The 12,179-nt window shown below is 75.5% G+C and carries 12 protein-coding genes; 6 read left to right on the top strand and 6 right to left on the bottom strand.

Annotated elements, in window-relative coordinates:
* The first annotated feature begins 13 nt into the window (after positions 1–13).
* Positions 14–1,288 (top strand): L-seryl-tRNA(Sec) selenium transferase, encoded by a 1,275-nt coding sequence (selA, locus tag G5V58_RS08540; RefSeq protein ID WP_165231076.1) that lies wholly within the window; start codon positions 14–16, stop codon positions 1,286–1,288.
* Positions 1,279–2,757 carry a selenocysteine-specific translation elongation factor gene (locus G5V58_RS26385; protein WP_165231073.1) on the top strand — a complete coding sequence of 493 codons (1,479 nt, stop codon included), beginning with the start codon at positions 1,279–1,281 and terminating at the stop codon, positions 2,755–2,757. The genes selA and G5V58_RS26385 overlap by 10 nt, the downstream gene beginning before the upstream one ends.
* Before the next feature lie 28 nt (positions 2,758–2,785).
* Here the strand turns inward: G5V58_RS26385 and G5V58_RS08530 are convergent, their stop codons facing one another.
* The 3 genes from G5V58_RS08530 to G5V58_RS08520 form a co-directional block, all read right to left on the bottom strand.
* Positions 2,786–2,950 carry a hypothetical protein gene (locus G5V58_RS08530; protein ID WP_165231070.1) on the bottom strand — a complete coding sequence of 55 codons (165 nt, stop codon included), beginning with the start codon at positions 2,948–2,950 and terminating at the stop codon, positions 2,786–2,788.
* Positions 2,951–3,054: 104 nt separating this feature from the next.
* Complete coding sequence (locus G5V58_RS08525) at positions 3,055–3,684, bottom strand: hypothetical protein (protein WP_165231068.1); 630 nt, start codon at positions 3,682–3,684, stop codon at positions 3,055–3,057.
* A gap of 122 nt (positions 3,685–3,806) precedes the next feature.
* Positions 3,807–5,297 (bottom strand): MFS transporter, encoded by a 1,491-nt coding sequence (locus G5V58_RS08520; protein ID WP_165231065.1) that lies wholly within the window; start codon positions 5,295–5,297, stop codon positions 3,807–3,809.
* A gap of 116 nt (positions 5,298–5,413) precedes the next feature.
* Here G5V58_RS08520 and G5V58_RS08515 point away from each other — a divergent pair, with 116 nt between their 5' ends.
* The 4 genes from G5V58_RS08515 to G5V58_RS08500 all read left to right on the top strand — a co-directional run bounded on the left by G5V58_RS08515 (position 5,414) and on the right by G5V58_RS08500 (position 8,506).
* Positions 5,414–5,806 (top strand): DUF6069 family protein, encoded by a 393-nt coding sequence (locus tag G5V58_RS08515; protein ID WP_165231062.1) that lies wholly within the window; start codon positions 5,414–5,416, stop codon positions 5,804–5,806.
* 653 nt (positions 5,807–6,459) lie between these two features.
* On the top strand, positions 6,460–6,966 hold the full coding sequence (locus G5V58_RS08510) for a sigma-70 family RNA polymerase sigma factor (RefSeq protein ID WP_230487188.1): 507 nt from the start codon (positions 6,460–6,462) through the stop codon (positions 6,964–6,966).
* Positions 6,963–7,667, top strand: coding sequence for an anti-sigma factor family protein (locus G5V58_RS08505; RefSeq protein ID WP_165231060.1), 705 nt, complete (start codon positions 6,963–6,965; stop codon positions 7,665–7,667). The genes G5V58_RS08510 and G5V58_RS08505 overlap by 4 nt, the downstream gene beginning before the upstream one ends.
* 32 nt (positions 7,668–7,699) lie before the next feature.
* On the top strand, positions 7,700–8,506 hold the full coding sequence (locus tag G5V58_RS08500) for an HAD-IIA family hydrolase (protein WP_165231057.1): 807 nt from the start codon (positions 7,700–7,702) through the stop codon (positions 8,504–8,506).
* On the opposite strand, the gene G5V58_RS08495 is transcribed toward G5V58_RS08500, so the two are convergent.
* Genes G5V58_RS08495 through G5V58_RS08485 form a run of 3 tightly spaced genes read right to left on the bottom strand, consistent with a single transcriptional unit; the run spans position 8,503 to position 12,121 of the window.
* Positions 8,503–10,626, bottom strand: coding sequence for a xanthine dehydrogenase family protein molybdopterin-binding subunit (locus tag G5V58_RS08495; RefSeq protein ID WP_230487187.1), 2,124 nt, complete (start codon positions 10,624–10,626; stop codon positions 8,503–8,505). The two genes, G5V58_RS08500 and G5V58_RS08495, sit on opposite strands and share 4 nt — an antisense overlap.
* Positions 10,623–11,609: an FAD binding domain-containing protein gene (locus G5V58_RS08490; protein WP_165231053.1), complete on the bottom strand. Its 987-nt coding sequence runs from the start codon at positions 11,607–11,609 to the stop codon at positions 10,623–10,625. Before G5V58_RS08490 ends, G5V58_RS08495 begins: the two co-directional genes overlap by 4 nt.
* Positions 11,606–12,121, bottom strand: coding sequence for a 2Fe-2S iron-sulfur cluster-binding protein (locus G5V58_RS08485; RefSeq protein WP_196240573.1), 516 nt, complete (start codon positions 12,119–12,121; stop codon positions 11,606–11,608). The genes G5V58_RS08490 and G5V58_RS08485 overlap by 4 nt, the downstream gene beginning before the upstream one ends.
* Positions 12,122–12,179 lie beyond the last annotated feature (58 nt).

Raw genomic sequence — 12,179 nt, 5'->3', positions numbered from 1 at the left:
CCGGAGGGTGCCCATGTCCGACCCGCGGCGCGCCGTCCCGCGCACCGACACGGTGCTGGCCGACCCGCGGCTGGCCGAGGCGGCCGGCCGGCTGGGGCGGGCGCAGGTGAAGTCGGCCGTGGTCGAGCAGCTGGCCCAGGTGCGGCGGGCGGCGCTGGCGCCGGAGGCCGTGGTCGACGCGGTGCTGGACGCGCTGCCGGCGGGCGGCACCTCGCTGCGGCCGGTCATCAACGCCACCGGCGTCGTGGTGCACACCAACCTGGGGCGCGCGGCGTACTCCCCCGCGGCGGTCGACGCCGTGGTGACCGCGGCCGGGCCGACCGACGTGGAGCTGGACCTGGCCACCGGACGGCGCGGTCGGCGCGGGGCCGCCGCGCTGGCGGCGCTGGCGGCGGCGGTGCCGGCGGCCGAGGCGGTGCACGTGGTCAACAACGGCGCGGCGGCCCTGGGGCTGGCGGCCGGGGTGCTGGCCCGCGGGCGGCGGGTCGTGATCGCGCGCGGCGAGCTGGTGGAGATCGGCGACGGCTTCCGGATCCCGGAGCTGGTGGAGTCCTTCGGGGCGGAGCTGCGCGAGGTGGGGACGACCAACCGGGTGCGGTTCGAGGACTACGAGCGGGCGGTCGACGACTCGGTCGCCTTCGTGCTCAAGGTGCACCCGTCGAACTTCCGGGTGGAGGGGTTCACCTCGGCCGTGCCGGTCTCGGCGCTCGCCGCGCTGCCCGTGCCGGTGGTGGCCGACACCGGCTCCGGGCTGCTCCAGCCGCACCCCCGGCTGCCCGACGAGCCGGACGCCACGACGACGCTGCTCGAGGGTGCGGCCCTGGTCACGTCGTCGGGCGACAAGCTGCTGGGCGGACCGCAGTGCGGGCTGCTCCTCGGCCGCCGCGAGCACGTCGAGCGGCTGCGCCGGCACCCGATGGCCCGGGCGCTGCGGGTGGACAAGCTGACGCTGGCCGCCCTCGAGGCCACGCTCACCGGCGGCCCGACGCCGACCGCGCAGGCGCTGGCCACGACCGGGCCCGAGCTGCTGGCCCGGGCCTCCGCGCTGGCCGAGGCGCTCGGGGCCGAGGCGGTGCCGACGAGCGCGCGCGTCGGGGGCGGCGGGGCGCCGGGCGTCGAGCTGTCCAGCGCGGCGGTGGCCCTGCCGGAGGGGCTGGCCGAGCCGCTGCGGCTCGGCGCGGTGCCGGTGGTGGGCCGGGTGCACGAGGGCCGGCTGCTGCTCGACCTGCTCGCCGTACCCCCGGAGGACGATGCGCGCCTGCTGGCCGCCGTCCGGGCATGCACGTAGTCACCACCGCGGGCCACGTCGACCACGGCAAGTCCGCGCTCATCCGCGCCCTCACCGGCCGCGACCCCGACCGGCTCGAGGAGGAGCGCCGGCGCGGGCTGTCGATCGAGCTGGGCTACGCGTGGGCGCCGCTGGCCGGCGTCGGCGACGTGGCGTACGTCGACGTGCCCGGCCACCAGCGCTTCCTCACCACGGCCCTGGCCGGGATGGGGCCGGTGCCGGTGGCGCTGTTCGTGGTGGCCGCCGACGACCCGTGGATGCCCCAGGCCGAGGAGCACCTGGCCGCGCTGGACGCGCTCGGGGTGCGGCACGGACTGCTGGCCGTGACCCGGTCGGACCTGGCCGACCCGGCACCGGCGCTCGAGGCCGCGCGGTCCCGCCTGGCCGCGACCGGGCTGGCCTCGGCGCCGCACGTGGTGGTCAGCGCCCGCACCGGCGCCGGGCTGGATGCGCTGCGCTCGACCCTGGCCGGGGTGCTCCGCGGCGTCCCGGCGCCGGACCCGGCCGCCCCGGTGCGGCTGTGGGTGGACCGGCGCTTCCACGTCCGCGGCGCCGGCACCGTGGTCACCGGCACCCTGCCCGAGGGCACCGTCCGGGCCGGCGACCGGCTGGCGTTCGGCGACGAGCCGGTGCGTGTGCGGGGCATCGAGTCGCTCGAGGTGTCGCGCACCGAGGTCACGGGCGTGGCGCGGGTGGCGCTCGACCTCGGCGGCCACGCGCCCGCCGGCATCGCCCGCGGCTCCGCCCTGGTCACGCCCGGTGCGTTCATCTCCACCGCCGCCGTCGACGTGCGCCTGGACGGCGGTGGCGAGCCCCCCGAGCGGCCCGTGCTGCACGTGGGCTCGGCCTCGGCGCAGGTGCGGCTGCGACCGCTGGGTCGGGGGTACGCACGGCTCCAGCTGCCCGAGCCGGTGCCGCTGCGCGCCGGCGACCGCGCCGTGCTCCGCGATCCGGGCAGCCGCGAGGTCTGGGGCGTGGTGGTGCTGGACGCCGCGCCGCCGGCGCTGAGCCGGCGCGGCGACGCCGCGCGCCGGGCGCGCGTGCTCTCGGGCGAGGAGGCAGAGGCCGTGCCCGAGCCCGCGCCCGCCGCTCCGGTGGCGGCGCCCGTGGTCGAGGACCCCGCGGCGGAGGCCGCACTCGAGCGGCTGCGGGAGCACCTCGCGGACGCGCCCTTCGACGCGCCGGACGCGCCCACGCTCACGGCGTACGGCCTGGACGACGGCACCGCTGCTCGCCTGCACAGGGACGGCCGGGTGCTCCGGGTGGCCCCGGGCGTGGTCCTGCTGCCGGACGCCGCGGACCTCTCCGTCGACGTGCTGGCCGGCCTCCAGGCGCCGTTCACCACCAGCGCCGCCCGTCAGGCGCTGGGGACCTCACGCCGGGTGGCGCTGCCGCTCCTGCTCCACCTGGACAAGACCGGGCGCACCGTGCGGCTGGCCGACGACACGCGCCGGCTGCGCGGCTCCTGAGCCCGTCCCGGCGGAGTCTGCTGGAGGCCTAGGGCGCGCCGGAGCTGGCGGGCGGCGGCTGCTGCTGCTCGTCCCCGCCCTCGCCGTCCCCGCCGCTGAGGGCGCCCACGAGGATGAAGATCCCGAGCACCACGACGGCGATGAGGATCACGAGGAAGAAGATGATCTTCCGGCCCGGTCGCGCGTCTGCCATGCGGAGCCGGTAACCGCTGACCGCCGGGACACCCCGCCGCTCGGCGGTGGGCTATCGCACAGCCGCGGGCGCAACCGGTGGGCCCGCGGCGACGAAAGGCGTCGTCAGGCCGCTCGGGCGATGCGGCGGCTGAACTCGAAGGTGTTCTTGTTCAGCGGCGTGGAGCTGCTGGTGCGGAACTTGTCGAACCAGCCCTGGTAGCGCTGGTCGGTGTCGAGGTCGCCGGGGAAGATCACCCGCACGTAGCCGCTCCAGCGCACGAAGTCGGGCGCGTTGAGGCAGCGGGCGGGCACCGTGGCCAGCACGCTGTTGCCCTGGAGCTGGGTGGTGGCGCCGCCGCACCTGATGGCGATGCCGCTGGGGTTGCGGAAGGTGATCTTGGGAGCGCGGCCGGGGGCGAAGGCGGAGATCGCGGAGAAGTAGCGGCCCTCGCGGTCGGTGGCGGCGAGCAGGCTGGTCACGGCGAACGCCTTGGAGCGGTCGACGCCGCGGAGCTTGATGGCGATCTTGACGGCGTCGTGGCGGTAGGTGACGCGCGAGCCGACCAGGTCGGCGCTGGCGACACCCGGGGCGGGGGTGTACGCGCAGCGCGGCTTGCACTTCTTCGCCGCGACGTCGTGGGCCGGGTCGCTGCCCCTCCAGCTGGCCGCCTGGGCCGGTGCGGCCGCTCCGACGACGGCGAGGGCGACGCCGCAGAGCGCGGCGGCGGCCTTGGAGATGCGCGTTGACTTCATGTTCTGGTCCCCCGGGTGTTGATTGCTGTGGCGGCCAGTATGCCCACAGGGTGACGTCCGACACCGCGTTCTCGCCGCTCCCCCACGGGGCGCGACCGCCCGGACCGCCCGCCTGTGCCCGCTCAGGGCGGCTCGCCTCCCGGCAGGAGCGGCGCGGCGTCGTCGTCCTCGGTCCCGGGCCGCAGGTGCACCGCCAGCGTCGGCGACGGCAGCGCCTGCCCGCCGTCGAGCCAGCCCTCGAGGTCCGGGCGGCGCAGCCGGGCGCCGGAGAAGAACGGCAGCAGCACTGCCGCGGCCAGGCCCACCGCGGCCAGCACCAGCAGGACCACGAGCGCGTCGTCGACGCCTGCGGCCAGGTCGCCACGTGACTGCGCGAGGTGGAGCACGACCGGCGCCACGGCGTACGTCGCGAGCGAGCGGAGCAGCTGCACCATCGCGAAGGCGCGCCCGAGCTGGGTCGCGGGGAGCCCGAAGCCGGTGAGGAACAGGCCCGGCGAGACCGTCGCGCCCGCCCCGAAGCCCAGCAGCGCCGCAGCCACCAGGACCACCGGTCGCCCCGAGCCCAGCGCGAGCAGGAGAGCGGGCGCCGCCGCCAGCGCGAGCAGTCCGGCGTCGACCAGCAGGGGCAGGTACGCCGTGCGGACGAGCACCCCGAGCAGCACGGCCGCCACCACCGCGCCGATCGGCGTGGGCCAGAACAGCCACGCCACGGCCTCCGGCCCGCGCCGCACCACGTCGGCCTGCTCGAGCTGGACCAGCTGCAGTGCGCCCACGAACACCGCGCCCCCGACCATCGCGGCCATGGTCCCCGTGACGGGGAGCTGCGAGGCGAGCTCGCGCAGCGGGATCAGCGGCTGCTCCTGCCGCTCCTCCACCACGAACAGCAGGGCCAGCGCGACCAGCCCGCCGGCCAGCGGGAGCAGCACCGGCCAGGAGACGAAGGCGTGACCGGTCAACAGCGACGTGCCGGTGAACAGCAGCGTCGTGGCCACCACGACCCAGAAGACGGCCTGCACGTCGAAGGGCCGCTCCGGGTCGGGCGGGTCGAAGCGCACGAACCCGGCCAGCGCCGCCCCCCAGGCCAGCGCCTCGAGCACCGCGACGACCACGAAGAACGCGCGCCAGTCCTCGGTCCCCGCCACCAGGCCACCGACGACCGGACCGAGCGCGCTGGCCCCGAACATCCCGACGTTCACCACCGCGGCGCTCACCGGCACCCTGCCGCTGCCGAACCGGGTCAGCAGCACCGGCAGCGAGCTGATCAGCATCGCGCCCGCCGCGAACCCCTCGGCGGTCCGACCGATCGTGAAGACCAGCCCGTCGCCGGCCAGCCCCGCCACCAGCGTGGCCACCACGATCACCGGCGTGTAGACCAGGAACAGCCGCCGCTGCACGAACCGCTGCCCCAGCTGGGCGGCCACCACCGCGCCCACGGCGTACGCCGCGTTGCCCAGCCCGCCGGCCAGCTGCACCGCCTGCGCCGAGGCGTGCAGGTCGCGCGCCACCAGGTCGGCCAAGGGCGCGAACGCCGTGGTCACCACGACGTACGGGCACAGGCCGAGCACCACCAGCGCCACTGCCAGCGGGTAGCCGGCCCTCGAGCGTGTGGTCACGGGCCGAGAGGTACCCCGAAGAAACTTCTCGCCGCTGTGTCGTACGCGCGCCGACCCCTTCGTGGAGTGGATGACGGAGCAGCACCGAGCCGCTCCCCCACCACCAGGAGCCCGACATGAGCGCCACCCTCACCCTCGCCGCCGACGCCCGGCCCACCACCGGTCCCCGCGTCACCTGGACCCGCGCCCTGGCCACCGGCCTGGTCGCGGCCCTCACCGTCACCGCCGTCGCCGCGGCCTTCGCCGCCACCGATCACGCGCTCTCGGTCACCGACGGCGCGATCCCCGTCCTGAGCTTCGGCCAGCTCGTCCTCATCGCCGCCGTGCTCGGCACCGTCCTCGCCCGCCACCTGAGCCGGACCGCGTTCCTGCGCACGGCGTCCGTGCTCACGGTGCTCTCGTGCGTCCCCGACGTGCTCCTCGGCGCCTCGGCCCTGGACGCCGCCGGTCTGGTCCTGACGCACCTGCTGGCCGCCGCCATCCTGATCCCGCGCCTGGCCCGCCGCTGAGGGGTCCCCTCCGCACCGTCTCTCGGCTCCTGCTTGCCCGCGACGGTTCTTGCTCGTACGGGGATCAATTGCGTGCGGCCGCGCGCTTACCAGCCCGACTCCCGCTGTCAAGGACGCCTTCGGCGCCGCAAGCGGCGAACGGCGGGGCCTTCGGCCCGAGTGGTTCGTCCTTGACAGCGGGACCCGGTCTGGCTGGTGAGGGCGCGCTGAGGGCGAGGCTGCGCCCCGCCCCACGAAAGCGCGGCCGCCTTCGGCGACCACGCTGCGGTCCCGATGTGCGAAGACCCGCACCGCACCCCACCCACCCACGTGAAGGCGGAGACGAGACGGTGCCGCCGCCAGACCAGGCCGCCTGTGGTCTGACCCGGCCCCCGCCGGACCGCAGCCCCCTCGCCGAACGCTAGACCCGCGGCGTGGGGCACGCATACGCAACGCAACCACGCTGGGAGCAGTCGCGTGCAACACGGCGTCGGTTGCGTTCGGTGAGGGGCTGCGGTCCGGCGGGGGCCGGGTCAGTCCACAGGCGGCCGGAAACACGAGAGCCGCACCACGAGACACAGCACCCAGACAGAGCCCATCACCCCCGGCCTGGACCTGCACGGTCCACACTGAACCGTCACCCCCGCTCGCCCGTACGGGGAGTGGAGGTGTCCATGGCCGAGCCGACCGCGCTCATGAAGCAGCTGCACGACGAGCACGCTGCTGCCCTGTGGGGCTTCTGCCTGCACCTGACCAGCGACCCGGTCCGGGCCGAGGACGTCGCCCAGGAGACGCTGCTGCGCGCGTGGCAGCACTCCGAGGTGCTCGACGAGTCGCGCGGGTCGGTGCGGTCGTGGCTGTTCACCGTGGCCCGCAACATCGTCATCGACGAGTGGCGCAGCAAGCGCTACCAGAACGAGAAGTACACCGACCAGGTCCCCGAGGCCGGCGACCCGGTCGACCAGACCGACGCGCTGCTGCAGTCGTGGGTCGTGGCCGAGGCGATCACGTCGCTGTCGCCGGAGCACCGGGCGGTGCTGCTGGAGTGCTACTACCGCGGTCACTCGGTGGCCGAGGCCTCGCGTCGGCTCGGCGTGCCGGAGGGCACGGTCAAGAGCCGGACGCACTACGCGCTGCGGGCCCTGCGGCTCGCGCTGGAGGAGCTGGGGGTGGGCGCATGAGCGGGTGCGGGTTCGAGCACGACGACGGGGCCTACGTCCTCGGCGCGCTCTCGTCGGAGGACCGGACCGCCTTCGAGCGGCACCTGTCGTCGTGCGAGTCGTGCTCCCGGTCGGTGCGGGAGCTGGCGGGCCTGCCGGGGCTGCTGGCCCGGGTGCCGGTGGAGATCCTCGACCCCGAGGAGCTGCCCGAGCCGGTGCCGGACACGCTGCTGCCCGGGCTGGTGCGCCGCGTACGCCGCACCCAGCGCCGCCGCACCTGGCTCACCACGGGCCTGGTCGCGGCCGCCGCGGTCGTGGCCATCGGCGCGGCCGGGGTGGCGACCCTGGGCGGCGACGACGACGGCGGCTCGCCGCGGGCGTCGGTCACCGCGTCGGCAGCGGCGATGCAGCCGGTGGGCCACGTCCCGATCACCGCGAGCGTGGCGCTCACGCCCGTCGGGTGGGGCACGCGGGTCGACTTCACCTGCGAGTACGACGACGACGCCGGCACCGACGGGCCGGCGTACCGCGACGAGTCGCAGCCGAGCTACGCGATGTACGTCCGCACGACGACCGGCGCCGAGGAGCAGATCGCGTCCTGGCGCGCGCTGCCGCACAAGGTGCTGCGGATCGCGGCGGCCACCGCGGCGGAGCGCGACGAGATCACCGAGGTCGAGGTGCGCAGCAGCACTGGTCGCACGGTGCTGCGGCTCGCCGCCTGACCGCTCGGGCCCGGTGTTGCCAGACTGACCCCATGAGCGAGGAGCGCCCGGTCCACACCTGGCTGACCGACATGGACGGCGTGCTGGTGCACGAGGAGGTGCCGATCCCGGGCGCGCCCGAGTTCGTCGAGGCCCTCAAGGCCAGCGGGCTGCGCTTCCTGGTGCTGACCAACAACTCGATCTTCACCCCGCGCGACCTGCGCGCCCGCCTGCTGGGCAGCGGCATCGACGTGCCCGAGGAGTCGATCTGGACCTCGGCCCTGGCCACCGCGCAGTTCCTCGCCGACCAGCGCCCGCACGGCACGGCGTACGTCGTGGGTGAGGCCGGGTTGACCACGGCGCTGCACGACATCGGCTACGTCATGACCGAGCGCGACCCGGACTACGTCGTGCTCGGCGAGACCCGCACCTACTCCTTCGAGGCCATCACCCGCGCCATCCGCCTGGTCGAGGCCGGCGCCCGCTTCATCGCCACCAACCCCGACGTCTCCGGGCCGTCGCCCGCCGGGTCGCTGCCCGCCACCGGCTCGGTCGCCGCCCTCATCAGCGCCGCGACCGGCCGCTCGCCGTACTTCATCGGCAAGCCCAACCCGCTCATGATGCGCTCGGCCCTCAACCGGCTCGAGGCGCACTCCGAGACCACGGTGATGGTCGGCGACCGGATGGACACCGACATCATCAGCGGCCTCGAGGCCGGCCTGCGCACCGTGCTGGTCACCACCGGCTCCACCCGGCCCGAGGACGTGGAGCGCTTCCCCTACCGCCCCACCCGCGTCGTCGACTCCATCGCCGACCTGGTCGACCTGGTGCGGCCGGCGGAGTCCGACGACAGGGCCTAGAGGAACAGGTCGGCCGTCACCGGCATCGACCGGACCCGCACGCCGGTGGCGTGCGAGGCGGCGTTGGCCACGGCGGCCGCGGTGCCGACGATCCCGATCTCGCCGATGCCGCGCGAGCCCATCGGCGTGGCCACGGTGTCGGACTCGTCCAGCCACTCCGCCCGCAGGTCGCGGACGTCGGCGTGCGAGGCCACGTGGTAGGTCGCGAGGTCCTGGGTGACGACGTGACCGAAGCGCGGGTCGCGGAAGGACTCCTCGAACAGCCCGGCCGACAGCCCCATGGTCAGGCCACCGAGCAGCTGCGAGCGCGCGGTCATCGGGTTGATGACGCGACCGACCGAGTAGACGCCGTACAGCCGCGGGACGCGGAGCTCGCCGGTGTGCCGGTGGACCCGCACCTCGGCGAAGACGGCGCCGAAGGAGTGCTGGGCGTACTTCTCCGCCTCGGGCGAGTCGGCAGCCGCGGCGGTGGTGGAGACCCCGGCGTCGGGGGCGTCGTCGTGGTCCTCGCGGAACAGCTGGGCGGCGGCCACGATCGCGCTGCCCCACGAGCTGGTGCCCGAGGAGCCGCCGGCCACGGACGCCGACGGCAGCGAGGTGTCGGCGATCTGGAGGCGGACGCAGGACGGGTCGACCGCCAGCGCGTCGGCGGCGATCTGCTGCAGCACGGTGCGGGCGCCGGTGCCGATGTCGACGGCGCCGATCGCGACGTCGTACTCCCCGCCCTCGAGCGCGGTCACGCGGGCGCTGTTGCCCGGCATGATCATCATCGGGTACGTCGCCGACGCGACCCCGGTGCCGACCCACCAGTCGCCGTCGAGGGTCGAGCGCGGCTCCCGGCGCGAGGCCGGCCACCCGAAGAGCTCGGCGCCGCGGTGCAGGCAGTCGACCAGGCGGCGGTCGTGGAACGGCTTGCCGGTCTCGGGGTCCACGTCGGGCTCGTTGCGCACCCGCAGCTCGACCGGGTCCAGCCCGCAGGCCTCGGCCAGCTCGTCCATGGCCACCTCGTGGGCGAACATGCCGGGCATCTCCCCCGGCGCCCGCATCCACGACGGCACGGCCACGTCGAGCGGGACGAGCCTGTGGCCGGTGCGGCGGTTCGGCGCGGCGTAGAGCATCCGGGTCGGCGACGCGGTCTGCTCGCCGAACTCCTTCCACCGCGACGTCTGCTCGAGCACCTGGTGCTCGATGGCCGTGAGCCGGCCGTCGGCGCCGGCGCCGAGCCGGAAGCGCTGGATGGTGGCGGTGCGGTAGCCGACCAGGGCGAACATCTGCTGCCGGGTCACCGCCAGCCGCACCGTGCGCCCGGGGACGGTCCGCGCGAGCAGTGCGCACGTCATCTCCGGCGCGTGCGGCATGCCCTTGCTGCCGAAGCCGCCGCCGACGTACGGCGCCACCACGTGGACCTGCTCCTTCGCCACGCCGAGCAGCGGTGCGAGGGCCTCGGCGACCGGGTGCACGCCCTGGGTGGAGTCCACGAGCGTGAGCTCGTCGCCGTCCCAGCGGGCCACGGCGGCGTGCGGCTCGAGCGGGTTGTTGTGCTCGTACGCCGTCCGGTATGTCTGGTCGACCACCACCTCGGCCGAGGCGAGCGCGGCGTCCACGTCACCGTCGGAGGTCGCCGCCGGCATGTCCGGGTTCACGGTCTCGGGCTCGTAGGACTCGGCGTCCTCGCTCAGCTCGGCGCTGAACTCCTGCTCGTCGTAGGACACCCGGACCAGCCGGGCACCCTCGCGGGCCGCCTCCGGCGTCGAGGCCAGCACCGCCGCGACGATCTGGCCGCGGAAGCGCACCTCGTCGTCCTGCAGCACCATCAGCTCGACGTCCGGCTCGTCCTCGCCGCCCTGCAGCCTCGGCGCCGACGTGTGGTCGACGACCGAGACCACGCCCGGCTGCGCGAGTGCCTCGGTGGCGTCCACGTCGCTCACCCGACCGCGGGCGACCGTCGACTGCACCAGCCACAGGTGCAGGACCTCGCCCTCGGCCAGGGCCTCGGGGTCGTCGCGGTGCTCCACGGCGTACGGCGCGCGGCCGGTCACCTTGGCCACGCCGTCGACGCGGTCGTGGTGCGACCCCACCGACCGGGTCTCGATCGGGGTGGGCAGGTGCTCGACGGTCACTGGAGTCCCTCCTGGAGCCGGTGCAGCGCGGTCAGCGTGGCGCCGCGCACCATCGGCAGCTTGTAGGCCGTCTGCTCGGTGGTCCGGGCGGCGACGAGCTCGAGGTCGACCGCGGCCGAGATCCCGTCGTCGCTGAGCCGGCGCGCGGTGAGCGCGGCCTCGGCCCGGCCCGCCCGCCACGGCTTGTGGGCCACGCCGCCCCAGGCCAGGCGCACGTCCCGCACGGTGTCGCCGTCCAGCTCGACCGCGGCGGCCACCGAGACCAGCGCGAAGGCGTACGACGCGCGGTCGCGCACCTTGACGTAGGTCGAGCGCCGCGCGGCCTGCGTGGCCGGCAGCTCGACGGCGGTGATCAGCTCGCCGTGCTCGAGCACGGTGTCGCGCTCGGGGTGGTCCCCGGGCAGCCGGTGCAGCTCGGTGGCCGGCACCCGGCGCTCGCCGTCGCGGCCGAGCACGACCACCTGGGCGTCCACGCAGGCCAGCGCGACGGCCAGGTCGGAGGGGTGCACGGCCACGCACGACTCGCTGGCCCCCAGCACCGCGTCGTAGCGCTCGTAGCCGCCGATGGCCGAGCAGCCGCTGCCCGGCTCGCGCTTGTGGCAGGGGGTCGTGACGTCCTGGAAGTACACGCACCGCGTGCGCTGCAGCAGGTTGCCGCCGGTGGTGGCCTGGTGGCGCAGCTGACCGGACGCGCCGGCCAGCAGCGCCCGGGCCACCGCGGGCCAGCGCTCACGGACCAGCGGGTGCGCGGCCAGGGTGCTGTTGCGCACGTTCGCGCCGACGCGCAGGCCGTCGTCGGTCTCCTCGACCTCGTCGAGCCCGAGGTGGCGCACGTCGACCAACCGCCCGGGCGTGGCCACGCCGAGCTTGAGGTGGTCGACCAGGTTGGTCCCGCCGGCGAGGTACGCCGCGTCCGGGTCCCCGTCGAGCAGGGCGACCGCGTGGGCCGGGTCGTCGGCCCGCTGGTACTCGAAGGGCCTCACCGCTGCGCTCCCGCCGCCTGGCGGACCGCGGCCAGGATCCCGACGTAGGCGCCGCAGCGGCACAGGTTGCCGCTCATGCGCTCGCGCAGCTCGTCGTCGCTGGCCTCGGTCTCCTGCTGGAGGTCGGCGGTGACGTGGCTCGGGTGCCCGTCGGCCAGCTCTCTCAGCACTCCCACGGCAGAGCACACCTGGCCCGGGGTGCAGTAGCCGCACTGGTAGCCGTCGTGCTCCAGGAAGGCCTGCTGCACGGGGTGCAGCTCGTCGCCCTCGTCGAGCCCGGCGGCGGTGACCACCTCGGCTCCGTCGTAGGACACCGCGAGGGCCAGGCAGGTCAGGTGCCGGCGCCCGTCGAGCAGCACCGTGCACGAGCCGCACTGGCCGTGGTCGCAGCCCTTCTTCGGCGCGGTCACGTCCAGCCGCTCGCGCAGCAGGTCCAGCAGCGTGGTGCGCGGGTCGACCTCGACGTCGTGGGTGACGCCGTCGACGGTCAGCTGCACACGTGGGTCGGGCACGGGGGTCCCCCTCCGGTCGTGGAGCCCGGTCGGTATCCCGTCGCGCCGCGCGGCACGC

Origin of the sequence: Nocardioides anomalus, assembly GCF_011046535.1 — a bacterium.
Taxonomy (GTDB): Bacteria; Actinomycetota; Actinomycetes; order Propionibacteriales; family Nocardioidaceae; genus Nocardioides; species Nocardioides anomalus.
This window is presented reverse-complemented; position numbering and strand designations above follow the sequence as displayed.

What these genes read in the sequence shown, in the direction of transcription:
- G5V58_RS08505 (WP_165231060.1), top strand. Translation starts at nt 6,963, where the DNA reads ATGAGCGGGTGCGGGTTCGAGCACGACGACGGGGCCTACGTCCTCGGC.
- G5V58_RS08525 (WP_165231068.1), bottom strand. Translation starts at nt 3,684, where the DNA reads ATGAAGTCAACGCGCATCTCCAAGGCCGCCGCCGCGCTCTGCGGCGTC.
- G5V58_RS08500 (WP_165231057.1), top strand. Translation starts at nt 7,700, where the DNA reads ATGAGCGAGGAGCGCCCGGTCCACACCTGGCTGACCGACATGGACGGC.
- G5V58_RS08530 (WP_165231070.1), bottom strand. Translation starts at nt 2,950, where the DNA reads ATGGCAGACGCGCGACCGGGCCGGAAGATCATCTTCTTCCTCGTGATC.
- selA (WP_165231076.1), top strand. Translation starts at nt 14, where the DNA reads ATGTCCGACCCGCGGCGCGCCGTCCCGCGCACCGACACGGTGCTGGCC.
- G5V58_RS26385 (WP_165231073.1), top strand. Translation starts at nt 1,279, where the DNA reads ATGCACGTAGTCACCACCGCGGGCCACGTCGACCACGGCAAGTCCGCG.
- G5V58_RS08510 (WP_230487188.1), top strand. Translation starts at nt 6,460, where the DNA reads ATGGCCGAGCCGACCGCGCTCATGAAGCAGCTGCACGACGAGCACGCT.
- G5V58_RS08515 (WP_165231062.1), top strand. Translation starts at nt 5,414, where the DNA reads ATGAGCGCCACCCTCACCCTCGCCGCCGACGCCCGGCCCACCACCGGT.